Here is a 23369-nt window from a genome sequence, read left to right on the forward strand (position 1 = left end):
AGCAGGATCATATGGCAACGATAACCACCCGCGCCGCCGTTGCGCGCGCCCCCCAGCTGGGTTGGGAAATCACTGAACTTCAGCTTGACGACCCCCAAGAGCACGAGGTGCGGATCAAGTTCGCAGCCTCGGGGCTGTGTCACTCAGATCATCACATCACGACGGGTGACGCCCCCGTCCGCCTCCCGATGGTCGGCGGGCACGAAGGTGCCGGCATCGTGGAATCCGTCGGCGCAAACGTTCGGCGGGTAAAGGTCGGAGACCGCGTGGTGTGCACCTACATTCCGGCGTGCGGGTCCTGTCGGCCCTGCTCGACCGGGCACCAGAATATGTGCGTCAAGGGCCTCAACGCCGGAACGGGCATGTTCCTCGACGGGACGTACCGCTTTCACAAGGATGGGGAAGACTTCGGCGGCTTCTGCTCGCTCGGTACCTTCTCCCAATACGCAGTGGTCTCGGAGTGGGCAGTCGTCCCGCTGCCCGATCACATCCCCTTCAAAATCGCCTCGCTCATCGGCTGTGGAGTGCCGACCGGATGGGGATCAGCGGTGTACGCGGCCGGAGTCAAGGCGGGAGATACGGTCGTGGTCTTCGGTGCTGGTGGCGTCGGTAGCAATGCCGTGCAGGGCGCGCGATTTGCGGGGGCCAAAGACGTCATCGTGGTCGACCCGGTGGAATTCAAGCGCGAGAGTTCAAAAATCTTTGGCTCCAGCCAGGCCTTCGCGACTGCCCAGGAAGCGCACGACTTTGTCGTCGACACGACCTGGGGGCAGCTTGCGGACCACGTCATCTTGACCCCGGATGCGGTGACCGAGGAGATGGTCTTCGCTGCCGTCGGCATGACCGGCAAGGGCGGCAAAGTAACCATCACCGGCGTCGGGCACCAGAACGAGAAGGCGGTCCGCCTGCCTGCCGGCCTGCTCATCGGCTACCAGCGGCAGATCCGGGGTGCGCTCTTCGGTGACTGCAACCCGCTCTACGACATCCCGCGGCTGCTTCGTCTGTATGACTCCGGCGACCTCAAGCTCGATGAATTGGTCACACGAACCTACGCGCTGGACGAGGTCAATGAGGCCTACTCCGACCTCGTGGAGGGAAAAAACATTCGCGGTGTCATCATTCACGACCTTTAGGCCCGGGCCGTAGCAGCAACGCTATTCAGTACAACAGCGCGGGCGGCCATGGTTCTCCGCGGCAAAGATCAAGAGAAATTTGAAGGGACAACGACAGTGGTGAACGCAATTCTCGACCCGACCGGCAGGGCGGATGAATCAGACGCAAGCGCCTTGATGACGAGGCTCGCCGCCCGGCCGGCTGACCTCGTCGGCGCACATATCGGGCTTCTCGACAACACCAAGCACAATGCGATGCTCCTGCTCGAGGAACTGGGCTCGCTCCTCGTGTCTGAATACGGCGCCGCGGACGTCAGCATTATTGAAACCAAACGAAGCTTCTCGATTCCGGTCGACGAAGAGATCGTCGCGCGGTATCAGGACAGCTGCGATGTGGTGATCACGGGTGTCGGGGACTGCGGGTCGTGCAGTGCGGCCGCAGTGGCCGACGGCATCAACTTTGAGCGGGCCGGACTCCCCGCTGCGGTGGTCCTGACGTCGGCGTTCCTGACGACGGGCCGAATGATGGCAACAGTGCAGGGCGCGCCGGAGTATGAGTGGATCACCACCGAGCATCCCTTTGCGGTGCTCGACACCGATCAGGTGCGGGAACGCGCGCGGCAGGTGCTGCCGGAAATCGTCGCGACCCTCACCGTCGGGTCTGCGGCATGAGCGCCGCGTCCCTGACCCTCGATCCGGATGCTGCGCAGCGCGTCGTCGAGCACTGCTACGAACAGGGCTGGTCCGACGGATTGCCGGTCGTGCCGGCGACCCGCCACCTGGTGGACCGGTTCCTCGCGACGACGGCCCGCCCGGCCGACGAAGTGATCGGACACATGCCGCAGGTCGACCGGTCCGTCACCATCGAACTGGCTGCGATCAACGCTGCGATGGCGGGCTGCAAACCGGAATACTTCCCCGTCGTGCTGGCCGCGTGGGAGGCGCTCATGCGTGAGCGCACGACCGGCAGCGGCGGCTGGCAATCCACCAGCGGACCCTCCCCGCTCATCATCGTCAACGGGCCGATCCGCCACGAACTCGGCTTCAACAGCACCGGTGACGCTTTCGGTCCGGGATTTCGCGCCAACGCGACGGTTTCTCGTGCCATTGGACTCATCGTGCGCAACGTGTTCGGAGTGAAGCCCCACGAGCTTGGGCAGGCGACGCAGGGGCTTCCCGGTCGGTGGTCCGTCTGTATCGGCGAAAACGAAGAAGAGAGTCCCTGGCTTCCTCTGGCCGAAGAGCTGGGTGTTGCCGGCAACGCTGTTACGAGTGTGCTGTTGCGCACCTCCGAGTTTGTCGACAACCGCAATACATCGAATGCAGAGCAGCTGCTGGGCGATTTCGCCGACACAATTGGCCGCTCCGGTGCGTTGTTGTTCAAGTACGCGGGGGTGGGCGTCGTGTTCTGCCCGGAGCATGCACAACTCCTGGCGGGCGCTGGCTATAGCCGGGCCGACGTTGCGGCCTGGCTCAGTGAGCATTCCGGGCGGACCACGGGCCAGCTCGCCCGTGCGGGTAAGGACTTCGCTCCGGACATGGGTGCTCGTTCCCCCGGCGACAACGCTCGTTCCGACGAGTTCCAGCCCACGATGCGAAGCGCAGACCCGACGACCATGCTGATCGCCGTCGCGGGAGCACGCAACGCGGGGATCAGCATGGTTGTTCGTTACTTTGCCGACTGGTCGGGGTCGTCAGTTCCGATCGCCGCATCAGCGGCACCAATGCTCGCCGAGGAGAAGTCCGCATGACCGAAACACGCCAGCCAGACCCGCTCGACGACCCGCTCTCAAACGATTTCCTCCAGCGGATGTCGGGCCGAACCGCTCTCGTCACCGGCGGTGGGCAGAACGGCGAACTTCCGGGAGTCGGCTACGCGATCGCACGGCTGCTGGCCGCCAACGGCGCGCGCGTCGCGGTGTTGGATCGCTCAGCGGAAGCCGCGCAGCTGACCGTCGATCGTATCCGGGCTGCCGGCGGTGAGGCCGTGGCGGTGATTGCTGACGTGACCGACGACCGCGAGTGCGAACGGGTGATCGAGGAAGTCGTTGGTCATTTCGGCGTACTGGACACCCTCGTCAATAACGTGGCCAGCGGTGACCGTGTCGGCATCTTCGAGGTCACCCCGGAAAGATTCGATCAGCTGCTCGACATCAACCTGAAGTCGGCCTGGTCCGTCACCCGGCATGCCGTACCAGTGCTGCCGCCCGGGAGCGCGATCGTGAACATCTCGTCGGTCGGGGTGCGCGCGCGGGGACCGGGAATGCCGTACTGCGTCTCCAAGGCCGGCCTGGAAAACCTCACCGAGGGGGCAGCGGCCACACTCGGGCCCCAGGGCATCCGTGTCAACTGCATTGAGGTTGGCGCAATCTGGGGGTCCTTCGCGGCAGCGAACATGGATGAGAAGTTTCGGGAACCGAGACGTCTTGCCACAACCCTCAAACAGGAAGGCTCGCCGTGGGACATAGCCCACGCCGCACTCTTCCTGCTCAGTGAGCAGGCGCGGTGGATCACCGGTCAGATTCTGGCCGTCGACGGTGGTCCACGGGCCGACTACCCAGCGGGCCCGCCGATCACCGCGGTGCCCAAGAGCGCCATGGCGATCCTTTAAGTGTCGATATTTCTCACAGAAACGAGTGACCAATGACGAAAACGGTTCGCGCGGCGGTCCAGGTGGGCCCCCGCCAAATTGAAATGCGCGAGTTTGCACGACCGAAGACCGGCGCCAATGACGGGCTGCTTCGGGTCGAAGCGAACGGTATCTGTGGCAGCGACATTGAGATCTACCGCGGCGAGATGGCAATGAACCGAAATGCGTTCATTCCTGGACACGAGCCGATGGGAATCATCGAGGAGCTCGGTGACGAAGCGGCCGAGCGTTGGGGCGTGCAGGTCGGCGATCGAGTCGCACTCGAAGTGATCGTGCCCTGCCGTGCCTGCGCCGACTGCCTCACCGGCCGCTACCAAGCCTGCCGTTCACGCAAATACGGTTTTGGTGTGACCGGGATCGATGTTGAACCGAGCCTCTGGGGCGGGTTCGCGGAGCATCTCTACCTCACCCCGAACGCCGTGATGCACAAGATCGACAAGACCATCCCCGTGGAAATAGCGGCCATGTTCAACCCGCTCGGGGCGGGTGTGCGCTGGGCGGTCGACCTCGGCGAGGTCGGCCTCGGTGACACGTTCCTGGTCCTCGGAGCCGGCCAGCGGGGAATCGCCGCGGTCATTGCGGCCAAGGCTGCTGGCGCAGCCAATGTCATAATCACCGGCCTGGCATCCGACGTTCACAAGCTCGCGGTCGCCCGCGAGATGGGGGCGGATCACACGATCGTCGTCGACGGCGACGACGGTCGGGACATCGTCGAGGCGGTCCGCGAAATAACCGACGGCAAGATGGCGGATGTTGCACTCGACGTCACCCCGATGGCCGGCGCGCCCATAACGGATGCCTTCAACGCGGTCCGACACGGCGGTCGCGTCGTGTTGGCCGGCCTGAAAGGCGGGAGAGAGATTCCGATCAAGACTGACCTCATCATCAACCGGGCGCTCACGGTGAAGGGCGCTTTTGGAGTGGATGCGACGGCCAATGAGAAGGCCATCGAACTCATCGAGTCTGGGCGGTTTCCCCTCGAGAAGCTCCACACGCACACCTTCGGCCTGGATGAGGTGGCCCTCGCGATCGAAACGCTGGCGGGGGAGACCGATGACAAGTCTGCAATCCATGTCTCCGTCCACCCGAGTTTTGCCTAACGCAAGAAGAGGTCCCACTGTGATTGTCGACGCCCACGCCCATCTGCTCCCCAAGGATTACCCGGCCGATGCGCCGGAGTGTTTTCCCCACATGGAGCCCATGGAAGGTAAGTCAGACCGGCTTCTGGTTTTCGACCAGATGCGTTTTCCGGCGAAGGAGGTCTTCTTCCAAGCCGAGCGGCGGGTCGAAGCGATGGACTCCTCCGGCGTCGACGTGGAGGTCGTCAGCCCGATGCCCCCGCTGCTTCGCTACGACCTGCCGAAATCCGACGGTCTCGCATTTGCACGTCACGTCAACGAATTCGCGGCCGAACTCTGTTCGTACGATCCCGATCGACTGATCGGTCTCGGCATGGTCCCGCTGCAGGATCCGGATGCTGCAACGGCTGAACTGGCGCAGATCAAGAAAATGGGACTTTCGGGAGTGGAAATCGCTTCCAATGTGCTCGGCAGTTCGATCGGCCATGAAAAGTTCCTGCCCTTCTTTCAAGAGGCTGAGCGGCTCGGTATCGCTGTCTTCGTACATGCCATGCCCTCCCTGATGGAGCGGTTGCCTGCCGCGGCTATGGGAACATATGTCGTTGGCATCGAAGGTATGTACGCGGCTGCATCGATGATCCTCGGCGGTACGGCTGCGGCCTGTCCGGACCTGCGCATCTCATTCAGCCACGCTGCGGGCGGACTGGCAATGATGCTGCCACGGGCGAATTACTTCTGGGGCGGCTCGTGGAACGAGGAGCCGCGGGACTTGGAGCGGGCAGTCATGCCGACCGATGGCCCGTCGCCGCTCGAGTATGCCCGACGCTTCTACTATGACTCGATGGTCTTCGACCGGCGCACGATTCGCTATCTCATCGATCTCCTCGGGGCCGACCGGCTCCTCGTGGGTTCTGACTTTCCCGCGATGCTGCGCGAGGAGCCCGTGGCGAAGACTCTGATGACCATGGATTTGCCCGAAACGGAGTGGGAGGACATCAGCTGGCGCAACGCTTTCCGTTGGCTGGGGATGGACCCAGAGGCGGAAGTCACGCGCGCCCTCTCGTCCGGTGCACGACCGTTAGCTTTCTGATTCTGCCGGAACCCGACCAGGTTTCGGTACCAGGGAGACCGCATCCAGGGGCTGAACCGTGACGTCAAAGTCTCCGCGATAACCACCCTTTCGTCCCGTGGAAGTTCCGTGGATGGATGCTTTTGATTCCGCAAGACTCCAAGCAGTCCGGTGATTGCAGAGCCGAGAGAAACTCGAGACTTCTGTACGGACCCCACCATTTGTTTTAAGCCAAGGGAACATGACATGACAAAACACGTGAAAGCAGGGCGAACAGCAAAGAAGCTGGTCGGTACGCTGGCGTTGCTCGTGAGTTTCGGACTTGCAGCCACCGGCTGCACGTCCGCCTCGGCACCGAACCCAACCACAGGGGCGGCCAGCGATGGCACCCCGCAGAGCGGTGGATCCCTCACCGTTCTGCTGGACGGTGGCTTCTCCGGCGGTTACGCGACGGGGCTTGACCCGGCAACCAGTAACACCATCGGCGCGAACCTGTCCCAGAACTCCGCAATTTTCGGCGGACTGTTCGTACTCAACTCCGACGAGGACGGCCAGAACGGCCGGATCGATCCCAACCAGGCCGAAAGCTTCGAGTTCTCTGAGGACAGCCTCACACTCACTATGAAATTGCGCGATGGCATCACGTTCAGCGATGGCACCCCCGTCAATGCCGACGCCGTTGTCTGGAACTGGATCCGCGACCTGAACTCCAATTCCACGTCCACTCCGACGAATATCGTGCTGAACCGCGACCTTCAGCCGGAGATCGGCGATGAGCTCCGGGCGAGCATCATCGGCGCCCTGCCGGAAAACTACGACCCGGCCAAGGTCGAGCGGGAACTTGGCGCCATCCGCGCATTGGACGATCTGACCGTCGAGGTGAACTTCAGCGCCATCAACGCCACCTTCATCAACGGCCTGCCCGGCACCAACCTCAATTGGATCGCCTCGCCGACGGCGTTCGAGAAACTCGGCGCCGCAGAATTCAAGGTGTCGCCCGTCGGTGCTGGTCCCTTCACCGTGGTCAGTACGGCGTTGAGTCAGAAGCTTGTTCTCGAGCGCAACCCGAGCTACTTCATGGAAGGGCTGCCCTACCTTGACGGGCTCACCTTTCAAACGACCACCGGTGATCAGGTCGCATACCAGACGCTGCTGGCGGGCCAAGCCGACGTTATCGAAGGTTTGAGTACCGTGTCGCTGGCCGAAACGGCCAAGACCAACGCCGACCTGGTCGTCACGGAAGCGCCGATGACCTCGCCGTACGTGGTCCAGCTCAACACACGGATCGCGCCGTTCGACAACCTGAAGGCGCGCGAAGCCGTGTACTACGCCACCGATTGGGATGCCATCAACCAGGGTGTGTTCAAGGGTGCTGGCGAACCCAGCCAGTCGTTCACCGCATCGGCGGGCCTCTTCTACGAACCCGAGGTTCCCGGTTACCGCGCCTTCGACCTCGACAAGGCCAAGGCTCTCGTCGAAGAGATGGGCGGGCTGACGGTGGTGTTGGGAACGACCAACACCGGTGTTGCACCGGTGGTGAACACGGCGTTGCAGACTCAGTGGCAGGAGGCCGGCATCGAGGTGGAGCTGAAGAACCAGGCTCTCGGTGATGTCATCAGCACGTTCATCAGTGGTGACTGGGATGCCATGCTGCAGACCGCCGGTGCGTGGGATCCCTCGACGGGCATCGGGGTCGGCGTACGCTTCGGTTCGACCTCGCCCTTCAGTGGGACCGCGCTGCCAGCCGGTGCTACGAACGCGCAGGATGCCCTCGCGCAACAGCTGACGACGCCTCTCGACGACCTGCTCGCTGATGCGATCGGCACGCTCGACGAGGAGAAGCGCAACACGCTGTACCAGGAGATCGCGAAGTACATCTCGGATGAGGCGCTCGCGCCGTTCGGATTCGCTTTTTCGGATGCACAGGTCGTCCGCAAGGGTGTTCACGGTCCCGGACTGACAACGAAGATCCCCGCGCTCGCCGTCAGAATGGGCGTGCTTTACGACCAGGTCTGGGTTGAGGGATGACTTCTTCCACAGTGAGTCCGGAAGCCCTGGTCGAGGAGCGTTCAACGTTCCTCGGCCGGGTGACCGGCTCGCCGCTGATCCGGCTGGTGACCAGGCGGCTGCTCGTTTCCGTCCTGATCGTCTGGGTGATCAGTGCCATCGTATTTGCGTTGCTGGCTGCGATGCCCGGTGATGTTGCCCGCAACCAGGCGGGCATGGGGGCCAGCGACGAACAGGTCGAGGACCTACGGCGTCAGCTGGGGCTGGACCAGCCGCCCATCACCCGTTATCTCACCTGGCTGTTCGCAGTTTTTCGCGGGGACTTCGGCAATTCGCTGATCAGCGGGCAGCCGATCAGTACCCTGGTCGCCGAGCGGCTTCCGGTCACGATGGAGCTGGTGCTGCTGGCCTTCGTGATTTCCCTGGCGATCGCCCTTCCGGTCGCGGTTCTCGCGGCCCGCAAGCCCGGCGGCTTCTTCGACCGGGTCGTCATGGTCATCTCGATGATCCTGCTCGCCCTCCCGAACTACGTGCTCGCGCTTCTGCTGGTCGTGGTTTTTGCCGTCCTGCTTCGGATGCTCCCGGCGATCGGATACGTACCGCTGAGCGAGGGGATCATTCCGAACCTGGTCTCGGTAGCGCTCCCCGTGGCGGCCCTTGCTACCCCGCTCGTCGCCTTCTACACCAGATTTCTCCGCGGAGACCTGGTGGAGGTCATGAATTCTGAAGACTACGTGGAAACAGCGCGGTCCAAGGGCGCCGGCCCGTGGCGGGTGCTCTGGCAGCACGCGTTTCGCAACTCGTCGTTCGGGATGCTCACCATCGTCGGTCTGAATGTTGGTGGGCTGGTGGGTGGCACGGTGATCATCGAGCAGATCTTCGCCATGCCGGGTCTCGGAGTCATGCTGTTGCAGGGCGCGCTGTCGGGCGACAGCCCGGTGGTGCTGGTCTGCGTCATCATCTTCGCTGCCGTTGCCGTCGGGGCCAACCTCGTCGTCGACTTGATGTACGCCGTTCTCGATCCAAGGATTCGCTATGGCAGTCACTGATCTACTCACGGCCACCCCCAAGCTGACGACGGTGTCGGGGATGCGGTCCGCTGAAATCCGGCACCGGCTCAAGATCTGGGGTCCGGTGGGATTCCTCTTCCTGCTCATGGCAATTTGTATGCTCGGTCCCTATGTCTTGCCGATTCCGGCTCCGATCGGCGGGAGCGTTCTCGACAGCGCGCTTCCTCCCGGCTCGCCTGGACATCCACTGGGAACAGATACCGATGGTAACGACATCCTGTCGCGACTTATCCATGGGGGGCGCTCCTCCCTGTTCGTCGCGATTACGGTGAACGCCATTGGTTTGGTGATCGGCGGCACGATCGGAGCCATTTCCGCCTACGCCGGTGGTGTGATCGATGCGATCATCATGCGTGCGCTCGACATCTTGATTGCTTTCCCCTCGCTCGTTCTGATCATCGTGATCGCGCAGGGGCTCGGTCCGAGTATTCCGACCACCATCCTGGCGCTCATCGCATTCAGCATTCCGGCGGTCGCTCGAATGGCGCGCGCGGCAACGCTCCGAGTAACCAGCATGCCGTTCATCCAGGCCGCGGAGTTGAGCGGAAGCCCGGCGTGGCGCGTGCTGTTGCGCCACATCGCGCCGAACATCGCACCGCAGCTGCTGAGCTTCCTGATGCTGGGCATGGGCATCATCATCGTGGCCGAGGGCGGACTGAGCTTCCTGGGCCTTGGAATTCCGGTACCCAATCCGAGCTGGGGAAACATGATCTTCAATGGGCAGCAAGCCCTGTCGGCGACGCCGCTGCAGGTGCTGTGGCCGAGCCTCGCCCTGCTGCTGACAGTACTCAGCTTCAACCTGCTCGGTGAGAACCTCAGAGACGAGATGAGTGGGCGATGAATGTGATGACTGCAGGGGACACGATGGAAACGATGGCCGACGTGACGGTGCCCGGCGGCGCGGGTTCGCAGGCGCTCCTCCAGGTGAGTGATCTGCGGGTGACTTTTGCCCGAGGTGGCGGATCGATGGTGCACGCCGTCAATGGGCTGTCCTACGAAGTACGCGCGGGGCGCACACTGGCGATCATCGGCGAGTCCGGGTCGGGTAAGTCGGTGAGTGTGCGCGCCCTGATGGGGCTGCTGCCGCCGAGCGCCTTCATATCCGGCTCGGCGAAGCTCCTCGGCACTGAGCTGATCGGCATGAATGAGAAGGCCATGCGTCAGATCCGCGGTAATGACATCGCGATGGTGTTCCAGGATCCAGCGCGATCGCTGAACCCGACGATGAGCGTGGGAGCGCAGATCGGCGAAGCGGTGCGTATGCACCTCAAGATCGGTCGCAAGGAAGTCGCGGATCGAGCCGTGGAACTCCTGAAGCTGGTGCGGTTGCCCGCGGCAGAACGTCGATATCACGAGTATCCTCACCAGCTGTCCGGCGGAATGCGTCAGCGTGTCATGATTGCGATCGCCCTCGCGGCAAACCCGAAGGTGCTCATCGCTGACGAAGCGACGACCGCGCTGGACGTGACCACGCAGGCGCAGATCATGGAACTGCTCGTCGATCTGCAGGAGCGTCTCGGCACCGCAGTGGTCATGATCAGCCACGACCTGGCGCTCGCGGCCAACTACGCCGACGATGTGATGGTGATGTACGGCGGCAAGGTCGTCGAGTACGCGCCGACCCAGAGCCTGTTCCGTTCGGTCCGCCATCCGTATACTGAGGCGCTCATGGCGGCCATTCCGCAGTTGGGTATGCCGTCCCACACTCCGTTGATAACCATCGGCGGCGAACCGCCGAACCTCAGTGAGCTGCCGCTGGGCTGTGCCTTCCGAGCGCGCTGTGACAACGCCAGCGACGTGTGCGCAGTGCACGAGCCGCCGTTGGAGATGTCCGATCCGGGGCACGTGCATGCGTGCTGGAACCCCCGTGACGCCGCGAGAACTGCACCGGTCGAGCTCACCATCGGTGCGACGAAGAACAGTGAGGACATCTAATGAGTGGCACGGAGCCGATGACGACTACGACGAGCACGACGACCGCGACGCAGGCTGAGCCGCTGCTCCGAGTTCGCAACCTGGTTCAGGAGTTCGTGAGCCGGGGGCCGGGCGGTATCAAAACCGGTGTCGTGCACGCCGTATCGGACGTGTCGTTTGACCTCCTGCCGGGGGAGACCCTCGGAATCGTGGGTGAAACGGGCTCGGGCAAGACCACCCTGGCTCGTTCCATCATTCAGCTTGATCGCCCACGATCAGGCGAGGTCGTTTTTCAGGACCAAAACATGGTCGGGATGTCTAAACGCCAGCTGAAAAAGATCCGCGCCAACATACAGATGGTTTATCAGGACCCCTTCGGATCGCTGAACCCCCGGTGGCGTATCGAGGATGTGGTGGCGGAGCCGCTGCTGGGCTACACCCGCATGAACAGCACCGATCGGCGGGCGCGCGTGCGCGACCTCCTCGACATGGTCGGTCTGAATCCCGACGTCTTCCTGCGCCGCCGACCGATGGAGTTGTCCGGCGGCCAGGCTCAACGCGTCGCGATCGCCCGAGCGATCGCGCTGAACCCGAAGATCATTGTCTGTGATGAGGCGATCTCCTCGCTGGACGTGCTGATCCAGGCGCAGGTGATCAACCTTTTTGAGAAGCTGCGCGCCGAACTCGGGTTGTCATACCTGTTCATCGCCCACAACCTGGCGACGGTGAAACAGGTGAGCGACCGGGTCGCGGTCATGTATCTGGGACAGCTCGTCGAGATCGGGCCGTCGGAGCAGCTCTACCGGGCCCCCCGGCATCCGTATACGCGGATGCTTCTGGACTCGATCCCGATCCTCGACCCGGAAACCGGTGTCGCCCAACGGCCCGTCGCGCTGGAGGGCGAAACGCCCTCACCCCTCGACCCGCCCAGCGGCTGTCGTTTTCGCACTCGGTGCCCGCTCGCGCAGGACATCTGCGCGCAGGTGAAGCCGGCGCTGACTGAGAACCAGGCTGGACACTCAGTCGCCTGCCACTTTCCGCTTGAGGGCATGTTCCGGAGTGCTGCGGAGCGCGTCGATTCTCAACACGCCTGAGGCCGCACTGTCCCTACGCACCCACCATGCTCGGACGCCCGGCACGGTATCCGGTTGCGGTTTGGGGGAGTATCAACAAGGCCAGGAACACCAGCGGAACCACCCAGTCCTGAGTCACCTCAAAGAGGGCCCCAAGCAGCAGGGGCCCCACGGCCGCTATCGTGTAGCCCCAGCTTTGTGCCATTCCCGACAGCTGCGCAGCATGATGCGTATCGGGTGAGCGCACCAGGATCAGAGTGAGCGCGAGACCGAGCGTTGCGCCCTGCGCCACGCCGAGCAGGCAGACCCACAGTGGTGCCGCGGTCGGCGCGAGGATGAGGCCGAGCAGGGCAACGACATAGATTGCGCCCAGTGCGACCGCCACGAAAGATTGCCGGTTCACTCGCGCGACGAGCACCGGGGTCAACATGGCCGGAATGATCGAGGCAAGGCTGTTGAGGGAGAGTAGCAACCCGGCTGCGGTGGCATCGAAACCGCGAGCGATGAGCATTGTGGGTAGCCACGCCGTCATCGAGTAGAAGTTGAGTGCCTGCAGACCGAAGAAGACGGTCACCAGCCATGCCATCCGATCCTGCATCAGTCGAATCCGCACCGGCAGGATTGTGCCCGGTTCGGCTCGCGCCACCCGAGGATGAGCCCGTCGCATACCAGGAATGAGAACGAGCAAGCCGACGAGCGCCAGAAGCCCCCAGCCGCCCAGCGCGGCATTCCAGGACAGCCCAGCGGCACGGGCGATCGGCACGGTGATTCCCGCCGCGAGGGCGGCTCCTCCCGTGATCGACAACGTATACAGGCCGGACATCAGGCCGATCGAATGCGGGAAATCGCGTTTGATCAGCACAGGCAGCAGGATGTTGCCGACCGCGATCCCCGCCCCGATCATGATGGTGCCGGCGAACAGCGCGGGGACCGTCGGGATCAGCCGGAGCGCCGATCCCACGAGCACCGCGAGCAGCACACCGCCTAGAGTTCGCTCTATTCCGAACCGACGCGCAAGAGCCGGGGCGGTGGGACCCAGCAGTCCGAAACACAGCACCGGCAGGGTCAGCAGGAGTCCGGCAGCCGAGGTGGACAAGCCGGCTCCGGGGCCGATTTGATCCAGCAGCGGTGAAACTGCGACCACCGCCGGCCGAAAATTCAGGGCGATCAGCACGGTCCCGATGGCTGTCCACAGTTTCCAGGACAGTCGGCGGTCAGTTCGGGTCACGACCGGCCAGGCACGGTGACAAAAATGGCTCTCATGCACAAGAACCGTAGCGCACCACGCGGGTCAGGGGGTCGGCTCGAAGGCAACGCGGCGTAGCAGGGAGCGCAGTTGCTCCCGTTCGGCGGGGCTGAGGCCCCGCAGCGAACGGTCCTCTGCTGCGCGGATGATTGCGCCCGCCCTCTGATAGAGGTCCCGGCCGGCCGGGGTGGCGACGATCACCTTGGACCGGCGGTCGCGTGCGTCCTGCTCGCGGGTGACCGCGCCGCGATTTTCCAGGTGGTCGACCAGCGCCACGATTTGGCTGGGGTCGAGACTGAGAAATCCGGCGAGCTCCCGCTGGGAGGGGTTCTGCCCGCTGCAGGCCAGAGATAATACCGAATACGATCGCACGCGCAGATCGAGCTCAGCGAGCATGGCGTTGGCTCGAGCGGAACCGATCGAGCGGGCCCGGGCGGTCATGAACTCGATCTCGTTGGCCAGATCGGTGTCGCGCAGGCGGTCGGTGAGGGGGATCGCTCGCGTTGCGGAGCTGCCGTCAGCGCTCGCGGCACTGGGAGCCGTGGACCCGTCCACGGCCGGAACGGACTCTGTCATTTTCATAGAATAAACCCTACCCGATTAGTTGACATTTTCAACGATATAGGTTTTCATTGGCCTTAAGGGATCGACCGGTGGCATTGATGCCACGCAAGTGAGGAGTGACAATGACGTTGACCAGCAAGACGGTGACCGGCACGGCATTGACCGGCAAAGTAGCCATCGTGACGGGCAGTGGCCGCGGACTCGGCCTGGCGTACGCGCAGGAATTGGCGCGGCAGGGGGCATCCGTTGTGATCAACGATGTCGACCAGCTGATCGCCGACGACGCTGTCGCGAGCATCGCCAGCGCAGGCGGTCAGGCCGTCGCCGTCGTCGCACCGGTCGGTTCGACCGCCACCGCGCAGCTGCTCGTCGCCCAGGCCGTCGACAGCTTCGGCCGCCTCGACATTCTCGTCACCAACGCTGGGGTGCTGCGCGACACCGTGCTCTGGAAGATGACCGACGACGACTTCGACACCGTCATCAACGTGCACCTGCGCGGCACCTTCACCTGCGTGCGGGAGGCGGCCATCCGCTTTCGCGAGCAGGGCGAGGGCGGCCGCGTCATCTGCATCGGCTCGCCCACCGGCCAGCGCGGCAACTTCGGCCAGACCAACTACGCAGCAGCCAAGGCCGGCATCGCCGGCATGGTGCGCACCTGGGCGATGGAACTGGCCCGCGCCAACGTCACCGTCAACGCTGTCGTTCCCGTCGCGGCGACCGCGATGACCGACACCGTTCCGTTCTTCAAAGCCTTCAACGACGCTGCCGCTCGCGGCGAGACCATGCCGCCCTTCGCCCGCCGGGTGCTCGGCTACGGTACGGCGCAGGACGTCGCCGGGGTTGTCGGCTTTCTCGCCTCCGACGCGGCGGCCGGCATCACCGGCCAGGTCATCGGCTCGGGCGGCGACCGCGTGCAGCTCTGGTCGCACCCCGAGGTCGTTGCGACCGCATTCGAAACCGGCGGCTGGACCGTCGAGACCCTCAGCGAAGACTTCACCTCCCTGTTCGGCGACAAGCTGCAAAGCGTCGGCGAGAAACTGCCGGAGCTGCCCGCCGAACTGCAGCCCGTCGCGAAATAGTCATGGTCTACGAACTCGGCCTGAACGTTGACGCGCTCACGGCCCTAGACACGCACGTGCACATCGAAGTCGGCGAGGACGGGCACAACGCCCTGCCGCAGCCGCTCGTCGATGCCGCGAGCAAATATTTCAAAACGGATGCCCCACGCCCCGGCCTGGACGAGATCGCCGCGATGTATCGCGAGCGCAGCATGGCCGCCGTTGTGTTCACCGTCGACGCCTCCCGCAACCTGGGCCACCGCCCGAACAGCAGCGAGGAGATCGCGATCGGCGCCGCCCGCAACAACGACGTGCTGATACCGTTCGGCTCGGTCGACCCCACCCGGGGAGCGGATGCGCTCACCCAAGCCCAGCGTCTGGCCGGTGACTTCGGCGTGCGCGGGTTCAAATTCCACCCGACGGTGCAGAACTTCAACCCGAGCGACGAGCAGTTCTACCCGCTCTGGGCCGGGTTGCAGGACCTCGGCCTGCCGGCCCTGTTTCACACCGGGCAGACCGGAATCGGCTCGGGCCTGCCCGGCGGGTTCGGCCTCAAGCTCGGCTTGTCGAACCCGATGCTGCTCGACAACGTCGCCGCCGACTTTCCCGAGCTGTCGATCATCATGGCGCACCCGAGCGTGCCGTGGCAGGACGAAGCGCTCGCAGTCGCCACCCACAAACAGAACGTCTACATCGACCTGTCGGGCTGGTCACCGAAGTACTTCCCCGAGAACCTGGTGCGCCAGGCCAACTCCTTCCTGCAAGACAAAGTGCTGTTCGGCAGTGACTTTCCCCTGATCAGCCCGGACCGCTGGCTGAAAGACTTCGCCGACCTGAGCCTCAAAGACAGCGTGCGGCCGAAAATTCTCAAAGACAACGCCATACGCCTGCTGGGACTGGCAGCATGACCGCCTTCTACCCGAGTGACCAGTTCGGCTACTCCACGCTGCTCAGCGACAGCGAGCTCGAGGTCTTGAAGGAACTGCGCGCCGTGCTCGACGCCGACGTGCAGCCGCTGCTCGCCGACCACTGGGAGGCGGGGGAGTTTCCGTTTCAGATCGTGCCGAAACTCGTCGGGCTCGACCTGATGAACCGGCAAACCAGCGCGCTCTACGGCGGCTTTCGCAACTTCGAGCTGGCCCGCACCGACGCATCCGTCGCTACGTTTTACAACGCACAATCGGGACTCTTTCGCACGACCGTGAACCTGGGCGGCAGCCCGGAACAGGCCGGCGCGCTCGACGCCAGAATAGCGAGCTTCGACTACACGGGTGCGTTCGCACTGACCGAACCCGAGCACGGCTCCGACATCGCCGGCGGGCTCGCCACGACCGCCCGCCGCACCGGTGGCATCTGGGTGCTCAACGGGCAGAAACGGTGGATCGGCGGTGCCGCGAGCGCCGACGTGCTCGCCGTCTTCGCCCGCGATGAAGCCGACGGCCAGATCAAGGCGTTTCTGGTGCCGACGGATGCCCCCGGCGTCACCCTGCGCAAGATCGAGCGTAAAACGAGCCTGCGCATCATGCAGAACGCCGATATCGACCTGGTGAACGTGCAGGTCAGCGACAGCGACCGGCTGCAGGGGATCAACTCGTTCAAAGACGTGGCCGCCCTGCTGCGCTCGATGCGCTCCGACGTGGCCTGGATCGCCACCGGCTTACAAGCCGGAGCCTACGAGGCCGCCCTGCGCTATGTGGCAACGCGTGAGCAGTTCGGCAGGCCCATCGCCGCCTTTGCGCTCACCCAGCAGAAACTCGCCACCATGCTCGGAAATGTCACCGCCGCGCTCGGCCTGGTGGTGCGGCTCACCCAGCAGCAGGAAGCCGGCCTGTTCACCGAGGAGAATTCGGCGCTGGCCAAGATGTTCTGTTGCGAGCGGATGCGCCACACCGTCGCGTTGGCCCGCGAGGTCGTCGGCGGCAACGGCATCACTCTCGACACCGATGTCGCCCGCTTTCACGCCGACGCCGAGGCCGTGTATTCCTACGAGGGCACGCACGAGATCAACAGCCTCATCGTCGGCCGCGCCATCACCGGGCACAGCGCTTTCATTTAACGTACCTATATAAGGAGCATCATGAGCACGACCGTCACCACCTTCGCCGAACTGCCCGGCCTGGCCGGAACCGACCTCGGCTATACCGATTACATCGAGGTCGATCAGGCTCAGATCAACACCTTCGCCGACGCCACCGATGACCACCAGTGGCTGCACACCGACCCGGAGAAAGCCAAGGACGGCCCGTTCGGCACCACCGTCGCCCACGGTTTTCTCACCCTTTCGCTTGCCATCCCCTTCTGGACCGAGCTTCTCGACGTGACCGATGTCACCACCAAGGTCAACTACGGACTCGAGAAGGTGCGCTTCCCGGCGCCCGTCACCGTCGGTTCGAAGATTCGCATGCGCGCGACGATCGCGACGGTCACCGAGATCGCCGGCGGCGTGCAGCTCGGCGTCGACCAGACCATCGAGATCGAGGGCGGCAGCAAGCCGGCCGTCGTCGCGCACGGGCTGTACCGCTTTTACGTCTGACGGCAGCCGCTGGACGGTGACGCCACCACCCCACGAAAGGTACATGCAACGATGCATAACCAAGGTCTCGGTTCCTGGATCCATCGCCGACGCATCAAGTCGGCCGACCAGACGGCTCTGATCAGCGGCGATGATCGCCTCAGCTACGGCGAATTCGCTGAGCGGGTGGATCGGCTGGCGAACGCGTTCGATGCGCGCGGCATCCGTTCGGGGGATCGCGTCGCCTATCTCGGCGAGAATCATCCGGCGTTTCTCGAGACGCTGTTCGCCTGCGGGGTGCTCGGCGCCATCTTCGTTCCTCTGAACACCCGCCTGGCCGTGCCCGAGATCGCCTTCGCGCTGATCGATTCGGGCAGCCGCATCCTCGTGCATGCGGCAAGCTTGACCGACGTGGCCGAGCGTGGATCGCAGGGCACGCAGGTCGTGAAGCGCATTCGGGTAGCGGATGCTGCGGCGCCGGTCGCCGACAATGCCGCCGAAGGGTTCGAGGAGGTGATGGCGAGCGCGCCAGCCACGCACCGCGACGAGAACGTCACCCTCGACGACCCCGCACTCATTCTGTATACCTCCGGCACGACCGGCCAGCCCAAGGGAGCGCTGCTCACCCACGGCAACATGACCTGGAACAGCTTCAACGTGCTCGTCGACTACGACTTCGTCAGCAGCGACGTGGCCCTCATGATCGCGCCCATGTTCCACGTCGCGTCGCTCGGCATGGGGGTGCTGCCCACGCTGCTCAAGGGCGGGTCGGTCGTGCTCGAGCCCAGATTCGACCCCGGTCGCACCCTGCACCTGATCGAGAAGCACCACGCCACCGCCATCAGCGGCGTGCCCACGACCTACCAACTGTTGTGCGAGCATCCGGACTGGGAGACCACCGACATCAGCTCACTGCAGAAACTCACCTGCGGCGGGTCAGCGGTGCCCGTGCGGGTGCTGGAGGCCTACGAGAAACGCGGACTGTCGTTCTCCGGCGGCTATGGCATGACCGAAACCGCTCCCGGCGCTACGAGTCTTGCTCCCGCCAAATCGCGGGAGAAGGCGGGGTCAGCCGGACTGCCGCACTTCTTCACCGACGTGCGCATCGTGGACGAGACCGGAAGCGAGGTGGCACCCGGGCAGGTCGGCGAGATTCAGATCTCCGGCCCGAACGTGATTCGTGAGTACTGGAATCGCGCCGAGGCGTCCGCCGACAGCTACGCCGGCAATGTCTGGTTTCGCTCCGGCGATATGGGCCACACCGACGAACACGGCTACCTCTTCATCTCCGACCGCTTGAAAGACATGATCATCTCCGGCGGTGAGAACATCTACCCCGCCGAAATCGAGTTGGTCATCTCCGAGCTCGAAGCGGTCTCGAGCGTCGCCGTGATCGGGGTTCCCGACGAGAAATGGGGCGAGGTGCCTTGCGCTGTGGTGACCGTGCGCGACGGGTTCACCCTCGAGCCCGACGATATTCAGACGCACCTGCAGGGCCGCCTGGCCCGCTACAAGATACCCAAACGCGTCGTGATCATCGCCGAGATGCCGCGCACCGCGAGCGGCAAGATTCGCAAGGCCGACCTGCGTCGGGTGCACGCGGTTTCTTGAGCAGAAGCTCCACTCGCAGGTCAGTCGGTCGGAGCCGCGCCATCCGTTTTATTGAGCTCGTCGATGAGGGCGAGACCCCGCTCGGCCCACTCGATCTCGTGCTCGGCCCGGGCGATTAACCCCTCGTAGGTGTACCGCTTGTAGGCGCGGATGCTGGCGTGCTCGCTCGCGGGCGCGTGGGCGAGTCGCTTCTCCAGCATGGCGCTCGTCCCGGTGTCGATTTCGCGCACCTTTTCGAGCCATTCGCCGCGGCGTTCGTTGTAGTTCGCACGGTGCGCTCGCAGTTGGGTGCGCGCCGCTTCGGGCTCAGACCACTCCAGGTAGGCGGCCTTCAGGTGCGCCGGGTCGCGTTCGCGGGTATAGACCAGCGGCTCGTTCATCCAGGTGCGAAAGGCTTCGATTCCGGCCGTCGTCACGTGGTACTCGCGTTTCTTGCTGCGCGCCCCCCATGGCACCTCGGTGCCGACGAGCAATCCAGCGGCCTCCATGCGGCGCAGCTCCGGGTAGATCTGCGAGTCGGGCGCGTGCCAGACGTGCGAGACGGATGACTGAAACGCCTTCGACAGGTCGTATCCGGTCATCGGTTCAACGGTGAGAAGCGCCAGTAGGGCGTGTCGAAGACTCACAAATGCTCCCTTCTCGATCTCGGCGGTAACCATAAGCATAGATAGTTCGTGCCCGCCAGCACCGGGGCGGATCGTTCAGGCGATGATTACCGCGGATGCGGCTGCCAGCAGCGGCGCGGCCTTCAGCAGCGTTTCCTCGTACTCTTCCTCCGCTACCGACCAGGCGGTAATGCCGCCACCCGTGCCGATGGTCGTCGTCGTCGGTCCGATGACGAGGCTTCGAATCGTCACGCCCAGGTCGACGCGACCGTCCGCCCCCATGTATCCGAAGGCGCCGGCGTAGGGTCCACGGGCACCGCCTTCAAGCCGATCGATGATGCTCATCGCGCTGTGTTTTGGCGCTCCGGTCATGGAGCCGGCTGGCAGACATGCCTCGACGGCGTCGACCCAGGTCAGGCTCGGGTCGATCCTCGCCGAGATGGTGCTCACCAGCTGGTGCACGTTTTGGTAGGACTCGACCCGGAGTAAATCGGGGACCTGCACCGAGCCGGTTTCGGCTACCCGCCCCAGATCATTGCGCATCAGATCCACGATCATCACGTTTTCGGCGATCTCTTTGTGGTGACCGGCCAACTCCTTGATGAGCCTGCCATCCTCCTCGGATGTTCGGCCTCGGGGACGCGTACCCTTGATCGGTCGGGTGGTCATCGTTCCGTCCGGGCACACCTCCAGAAACTGCTCGGGGGAGGAACTCAACAACGCGAAGTCCGCGAAGCGAATCAGCGCTCCATGGTGTGCCGGGTTCAGGCGACGCAACCGGCGATAGGTCTGGACCGGGTCCAGGGAATCCTCGATGGTGATCTCATTGGTCAGGCAGATTTGGTAGGCATCACCCTCCGAGATGGCGGCCCGGCACTGCTCGACCAGATCGACATACTCCGCGTGGGTATGACGGAGTGAGGCCGTCCTTGGCTTCCCGGCTTCCGGGAGCGGAGGAACCGTGCTGCCGACGAGGGAGCGCAGGATCGCCTGAACCTCCCGAGCCCAGTGTTCCGCTAGCGGCGACCCCGCTGGAACGCGGAGGGACATGGTCGACGTGCGGTGGTCGAAGGCGATTATGCGGTCTGCCCACATCAAGGCAGCGGAAGGAAGCGCTGATGCGTGACGCGGTGACCCCACTGTTTTGGCCCCGAGTTCATAACCGAGCCACCCGACCCAGCCGATCCGCAGGCCGTCGGCCGGGTCGATCACCGGGGCGGCTCCTCGCGTGCTGGTGGTCAGCCTGAGCAGGTCGAAGATCGAGCCCTCGAAGGCCTCGCTGGTGCTCGCTCCCGAGATGAGAATGGTGTCGTCCGGGCCCGATGACGTCACGATTGGGGCCAATTTGGACGGTAATCCCAGGTAGCTCACCCCGCTCGCGGCTCCGACCCCGCTGTCAAGCCAGAAGGCGGTTTCCTCAGCGTGCAGGAGCGTTAAGAATACGAGTTCGGGGTCGGCCCAGAAATCCAGGACAATCTCGCGACAGGTCACCGCGTCGGCTGGGCGGCTCAGCAGTGCATTCGGCCCGGTCATGATTCCCCCTTTCAAATGCGACCGTGCACCGCAACCAGATTGCGCTGAGCGCTTGTGGGCGAGGAGGTCTAGGTAAAGCATATCGGCGAGGGAAAAGTGTCGTGGTGCACGCACGGAACAACTCCCGTTCGTTGCGACCCGGTTTCGAGTAGCGTGGGGATCGATGTCAGGAAAACCCGCGCGGACTCGTCGACCCGAGGGGGAGCTTGCACTCCCCGTTGACGATCGTTCCGTCGCGGCCAGACTCTTCGCCATTCTCGACGCGTTCGCAGCGCCGGCCGGGGCGACGTCGCTCACCCTGACGCTGACGGCGATCTCCCAGCGCGCCGGCTTGCCGCTGTCCACCACGCACCGTCTTGTCGCCGAGTGGGTCGGCTGGGGAGGCCTGAGCAAGCATGAAAATGGGCAGTACTCGCTGGGCATGAAGCTGTGGGAGCTGGGGGTGCAGACGCCGACCGCCCGCAACCTGCGCACGATTGCTCTGCCCTATCTGGAAGACCTGTATGAGACGACGCGGGAACACGTGCACCTTGCCATTCTCGAGGGGAGTGACGCGCTGTACCTGGAGAAACTGTCCGGTCATCACGCGGTTCGCTTGATCTCCCGGGTTGGTGCGCGCCTGCCGCTGCACTCGACCGGGGTGGGGCTGGTGCTACTGGCCTACGCTCCGACGGATGTCGTGCAGCACTACCTTGCCGCCAGCTTGCAACGCTTTCTCCCGCGCACGGTGACCGATCCGGAGGCCGTGCGCAAACGGCTGGCGGAAATTCGCCTGACCGGTATCGCCCGCATGTCCGAGGAGATGACGGCCGGCTCGAGCTCGCTGGCGGCACCCGTTCGGGACCGGACCGGCCAGGTGGTGGCAGCAGTGTCTGTCGTCACCCGCACGACCGACACGGTAGACCCCGATCAGGAACGAGCGGTGCGCCTGGCCGCGCAGGGCATCAGCCGAGCGTTGGGCTACCGGCGCGCCCAACAGTGACCTTAGACTTCCACTGAGTGGAAGAAGTGCAGCGAGAGCCTGATCGGCGCAGCAAACTGGTTCCAACACCCCTGTCATCGTCGCTAGGAGAATCTGTGCCGCACGAATCCACCCGAGTCGCCATCATCGGCGCCGGACCCGCGGGCCTCCTCCTGAGCTGGGCCCTGCGGGACGCCGGAATCGACTCGATCGTCGTGGAAAATCGTTCGCAGGAGTACGTGCTCGCCCGCATCCGCGCCGGCGTTCTTGAGCAGGGGTCAGTCGAAACCCTGACCCGACTCGGACTGGGCGACCGCCTCGCATCCGAGGGTCTGCAGCACGATGGAATCTTTCTGCAGTATGCCGGCCAGCGCCACAATGTGAACTTCAACGAGCTGATCGGCCGCACGGTCACCGTCTATGGCCAGCAGCAGGTCGTCAAAGACCTCGTCACCGCGCACACCGGCGCCGGATCGACGATCTACTACGAAGCCTCCGACGTCGCCGCCCTCGGCCTGACCACCAAGAACCCGAGCGTGACCTTTGTGCACGATGGCGAGCACCACACCATAGACGCCGACTTCGTCGTGGGCGCCGACGGCTTTCACGGCATCTGCCGGGCGTCGATTCCCAGCGATGAAGTCACCCTGTTCGACCGCAGCTATCCTTACGCCTGGCTGGGTATCCTCGCCGACGTCGCGCCGTCCTCGGACGAGCTGATCTACGCGCTGCACGAAGACGGTTTCGCGATGCTCTCGATGCGTTCGCCGGTCGTCTCCCGCCTGTACCTGCAGGTCGACCCGGCCGACGACATCAAGAACTGGTCTGACGAGCGCATCTGGGAGGCGCTGCACACCCGGCTCGGCGCCCCCGGCTGGACCCTGAACGAAGGCCCGATCACCGACAAATCGATCACCCCGATGCGCAGCTTCGTCGCGTCACGCCTGGCCTACGGAAACCTGTTCCTGGTCGGCGATGCGGGACACATCGTGCCGCCGACCGGCGCGAAGGGGCTCAACTCGGCCATCTCCGACGTCACCCAGCTCGCGAGCGCGCTCACCGCGTTCTACGCCGACGACGAGACGCTTCTGGCCGGTTACAGCGACACCGCGCTGGCGCGGCAGTGGCGCGTGCAGCAGTTCTCCCGCTGGATGACCGAGATGCTGCACACGAGCCCGGGCGACCTGCAAACCGGCGCGTTCGACTACCGCAGCCAACTCGGGCAGCTTGACTACGTCACCCACTCACCGTTCGCGCAGCGCATGCTCGCCGAGCAGTACACCGGACTCCTGCTCTAACCACGCA

At 64.2% G+C, this 23369-nt stretch carries 22 protein-coding genes; 18 read left to right on the forward strand and 4 right to left on the reverse strand.

Going from position 1 to position 23369, the window contains the following annotated elements; genetic code table 11:
- The first annotated feature begins 11 nt into the window (after positions 1-11).
- The 11 genes from E3T43_RS03750 (at position 12) to E3T43_RS03800 (ending at position 11995) form a co-directional block, all read left to right on the forward strand.
- A complete protein-coding gene (locus E3T43_RS03750; protein ID WP_134471386.1) occupies positions 12-1133 on the forward strand; it encodes an NDMA-dependent alcohol dehydrogenase in 1122 nt (373 codons plus the stop codon).
- A 96-nt stretch (positions 1134-1229) separates the two neighbouring features.
- Positions 1230-1784, forward strand: a complete 555-nt coding sequence (locus E3T43_RS03755) for a UGSC family (seleno)protein (RefSeq protein ID WP_134471387.1) — start codon at positions 1230-1232, stop codon at positions 1782-1784.
- Complete coding sequence (locus E3T43_RS03760; protein WP_134471388.1) at positions 1781-2863, forward strand: hypothetical protein; 1083 nt, start codon at positions 1781-1783, stop codon at positions 2861-2863. The genes E3T43_RS03755 and E3T43_RS03760 overlap by 4 nt, the downstream gene beginning before the upstream one ends.
- Complete coding sequence (locus E3T43_RS03765) at positions 2860-3723, forward strand: SDR family NAD(P)-dependent oxidoreductase (protein ID WP_198414304.1); 864 nt, start codon at positions 2860-2862, stop codon at positions 3721-3723. The genes E3T43_RS03760 and E3T43_RS03765 overlap by 4 nt, the downstream gene beginning before the upstream one ends.
- Positions 3724-3755: 32 nt before the next feature.
- The gene (locus E3T43_RS03770; protein ID WP_134471389.1) at positions 3756-4862 is read left to right on the forward strand and encodes a zinc-binding dehydrogenase; all 1107 of its coding nucleotides are present in this window, start codon (positions 3756-3758) and stop codon (positions 4860-4862) included.
- A 19-nt stretch (positions 4863-4881) separates the two neighbouring features.
- Positions 4882-5931: an amidohydrolase family protein gene (locus tag E3T43_RS03775; protein ID WP_134471390.1), complete on the forward strand. Its 1050-nt coding sequence runs from the start codon at positions 4882-4884 to the stop codon at positions 5929-5931.
- Between the two features lie 225 nt (positions 5932-6156).
- On the forward strand, positions 6157-7938 hold the full coding sequence (locus tag E3T43_RS03780) for an ABC transporter substrate-binding protein (protein WP_134471391.1): 1782 nt from the start codon (positions 6157-6159) through the stop codon (positions 7936-7938).
- Positions 7935-8966 carry an ABC transporter permease gene (locus E3T43_RS03785; RefSeq protein WP_134471392.1) on the forward strand — a complete coding sequence of 344 codons (1032 nt, stop codon included), beginning with the start codon at positions 7935-7937 and terminating at the stop codon, positions 8964-8966. The genes E3T43_RS03780 and E3T43_RS03785 overlap by 4 nt, the downstream gene beginning before the upstream one ends.
- Complete coding sequence (locus E3T43_RS03790) at positions 8953-9828, forward strand: ABC transporter permease (RefSeq protein ID WP_134471393.1); 876 nt, start codon at positions 8953-8955, stop codon at positions 9826-9828. The genes E3T43_RS03785 and E3T43_RS03790 overlap by 14 nt, the downstream gene beginning before the upstream one ends.
- The gene (locus E3T43_RS03795; protein WP_198414305.1) at positions 9825-10922 is read left to right on the forward strand and encodes an ABC transporter ATP-binding protein; all 1098 of its coding nucleotides are present in this window, start codon (positions 9825-9827) and stop codon (positions 10920-10922) included. Before E3T43_RS03790 ends, E3T43_RS03795 begins: the two co-directional genes overlap by 4 nt.
- Complete coding sequence (locus E3T43_RS03800; RefSeq protein WP_241978795.1) at positions 10922-11995, forward strand: ABC transporter ATP-binding protein; 1074 nt, start codon at positions 10922-10924, stop codon at positions 11993-11995. Before E3T43_RS03795 ends, E3T43_RS03800 begins: the two co-directional genes overlap by 1 nt.
- A gap of 13 nt (positions 11996-12008) precedes the next feature.
- On the opposite strand, the gene E3T43_RS03805 is transcribed toward E3T43_RS03800, so the two are convergent.
- Together E3T43_RS03805 and E3T43_RS03810 are read right to left on the reverse strand one after the other, a co-directional pair.
- Complete coding sequence (locus E3T43_RS03805; protein WP_166791226.1) at positions 12009-13202, reverse strand: MFS transporter; 1194 nt, start codon at positions 13200-13202, stop codon at positions 12009-12011.
- A 63-nt stretch (positions 13203-13265) separates the two neighbouring features.
- Complete coding sequence (locus E3T43_RS03810) at positions 13266-13802, reverse strand: MarR family winged helix-turn-helix transcriptional regulator (protein ID WP_241978796.1); 537 nt, start codon at positions 13800-13802, stop codon at positions 13266-13268.
- Positions 13803-13906: 104 nt separating this feature from the next.
- Between E3T43_RS03810 and E3T43_RS03815 the strand changes: the two genes are divergently transcribed.
- From E3T43_RS03815 to E3T43_RS03835, 5 genes are read left to right on the forward strand one after another with little or no spacing between them, the layout of a single operon-like run.
- A complete protein-coding gene (locus tag E3T43_RS03815) occupies positions 13907-14863 on the forward strand; it encodes an SDR family NAD(P)-dependent oxidoreductase (protein ID WP_134471395.1) in 957 nt (318 codons plus the stop codon).
- A gap of 2 nt (positions 14864-14865) precedes the next feature.
- Positions 14866-15750 (forward strand): amidohydrolase family protein, encoded by an 885-nt coding sequence (locus tag E3T43_RS03820; RefSeq protein WP_134471396.1) that lies wholly within the window; start codon positions 14866-14868, stop codon positions 15748-15750.
- On the forward strand, positions 15747-16898 hold the full coding sequence (locus E3T43_RS03825) for an acyl-CoA dehydrogenase family protein (RefSeq protein WP_134471397.1): 1152 nt from the start codon (positions 15747-15749) through the stop codon (positions 16896-16898). The genes E3T43_RS03820 and E3T43_RS03825 overlap by 4 nt, the downstream gene beginning before the upstream one ends.
- Before the next feature lie 21 nt (positions 16899-16919).
- Positions 16920-17375: a MaoC family dehydratase gene (locus tag E3T43_RS03830; protein WP_134471398.1), complete on the forward strand. Its 456-nt coding sequence runs from the start codon at positions 16920-16922 to the stop codon at positions 17373-17375.
- A 51-nt stretch (positions 17376-17426) separates the two neighbouring features.
- Positions 17427-18965 (forward strand): long-chain fatty acid--CoA ligase, encoded by a 1539-nt coding sequence (locus tag E3T43_RS03835; RefSeq protein WP_134471399.1) that lies wholly within the window; start codon positions 17427-17429, stop codon positions 18963-18965.
- A 20-nt stretch (positions 18966-18985) separates the two neighbouring features.
- On the opposite strand, the gene E3T43_RS03840 is transcribed toward E3T43_RS03835, so the two are convergent.
- Positions 18986-19630, reverse strand: coding sequence for a helix-turn-helix transcriptional regulator (locus tag E3T43_RS03840; protein WP_370449865.1), 645 nt, complete (start codon positions 19628-19630; stop codon positions 18986-18988).
- Positions 19631-19666: 36 nt separating this feature from the next.
- Positions 19667-21103 (reverse strand): aminodeoxychorismate synthase component I, encoded by a 1437-nt coding sequence (gene pabB / locus E3T43_RS03845; protein ID WP_166791227.1) that lies wholly within the window; start codon positions 21101-21103, stop codon positions 19667-19669.
- Positions 21104-21266: 163 nt separating this feature from the next.
- On the opposite strand from pabB, the gene E3T43_RS03850 reads away from it, so the two are divergent.
- Positions 21267-22085: an IclR family transcriptional regulator gene (locus tag E3T43_RS03850; protein ID WP_134471401.1), complete on the forward strand. Its 819-nt coding sequence runs from the start codon at positions 21267-21269 to the stop codon at positions 22083-22085.
- 95 nt (positions 22086-22180) lie between these two features.
- Positions 22181-23362 carry a 4-hydroxybenzoate 3-monooxygenase gene (locus E3T43_RS03855; protein WP_134471402.1) on the forward strand — a complete coding sequence of 394 codons (1182 nt, stop codon included), beginning with the start codon at positions 22181-22183 and terminating at the stop codon, positions 23360-23362.
- Positions 23363-23369 lie beyond the last annotated feature (7 nt).

Source organism: Cryobacterium sp. Hh7 (assembly GCF_004403155.1).
Taxonomy (GTDB): domain Bacteria; phylum Actinomycetota; class Actinomycetes; order Actinomycetales; family Microbacteriaceae; genus Cryobacterium; species Cryobacterium levicorallinum.

Excerpts from the sequence above, each read along its gene's own strand:
- E3T43_RS03750 (WP_134471386.1), top strand. The coding sequence starts at position 12 with ATGGCAACGATAACCACCCGCGCCGCCGTTGCGCGCGCCCCCCAGCTG.
- E3T43_RS03760 (WP_134471388.1), top strand. The coding sequence starts at position 1,781 with ATGAGCGCCGCGTCCCTGACCCTCGATCCGGATGCTGCGCAGCGCGTC.
- E3T43_RS03765 (WP_198414304.1), top strand. The coding sequence starts at position 2,860 with ATGACCGAAACACGCCAGCCAGACCCGCTCGACGACCCGCTCTCAAAC.
- E3T43_RS03770 (WP_134471389.1), top strand. The coding sequence starts at position 3,756 with ATGACGAAAACGGTTCGCGCGGCGGTCCAGGTGGGCCCCCGCCAAATT.
- E3T43_RS03780 (WP_134471391.1), top strand. The coding sequence starts at position 6,157 with ATGACAAAACACGTGAAAGCAGGGCGAACAGCAAAGAAGCTGGTCGGT.
- E3T43_RS03785 (WP_134471392.1), top strand. The coding sequence starts at position 7,935 with ATGACTTCTTCCACAGTGAGTCCGGAAGCCCTGGTCGAGGAGCGTTCA.
- E3T43_RS03790 (WP_134471393.1), top strand. The coding sequence starts at position 8,953 with ATGGCAGTCACTGATCTACTCACGGCCACCCCCAAGCTGACGACGGTG.
- E3T43_RS03795 (WP_198414305.1), top strand. The coding sequence starts at position 9,825 with ATGAATGTGATGACTGCAGGGGACACGATGGAAACGATGGCCGACGTG.
- E3T43_RS03800 (WP_241978795.1), top strand. The coding sequence starts at position 10,922 with ATGAGTGGCACGGAGCCGATGACGACTACGACGAGCACGACGACCGCG.
- E3T43_RS03810 (WP_241978796.1), bottom strand. The coding sequence starts at position 13,802 with ATGAAAATGACAGAGTCCGTTCCGGCCGTGGACGGGTCCACGGCTCCC.
- E3T43_RS03815 (WP_134471395.1), top strand. The coding sequence starts at position 13,907 with ATGACGTTGACCAGCAAGACGGTGACCGGCACGGCATTGACCGGCAAA.
- E3T43_RS03820 (WP_134471396.1), top strand. The coding sequence starts at position 14,866 with ATGGTCTACGAACTCGGCCTGAACGTTGACGCGCTCACGGCCCTAGAC.
- E3T43_RS03825 (WP_134471397.1), top strand. The coding sequence starts at position 15,747 with ATGACCGCCTTCTACCCGAGTGACCAGTTCGGCTACTCCACGCTGCTC.
- E3T43_RS03830 (WP_134471398.1), top strand. The coding sequence starts at position 16,920 with ATGAGCACGACCGTCACCACCTTCGCCGAACTGCCCGGCCTGGCCGGA.
- E3T43_RS03835 (WP_134471399.1), top strand. The coding sequence starts at position 17,427 with ATGCATAACCAAGGTCTCGGTTCCTGGATCCATCGCCGACGCATCAAG.
- E3T43_RS03840 (WP_370449865.1), bottom strand. The coding sequence starts at position 19,630 with ATGCTTATGGTTACCGCCGAGATCGAGAAGGGAGCATTTGTGAGTCTT.
- pabB (WP_166791227.1), bottom strand. The coding sequence starts at position 21,103 with ATGACCGGGCCGAATGCACTGCTGAGCCGCCCAGCCGACGCGGTGACC.
- E3T43_RS03850 (WP_134471401.1), top strand. The coding sequence starts at position 21,267 with ATGTCAGGAAAACCCGCGCGGACTCGTCGACCCGAGGGGGAGCTTGCA.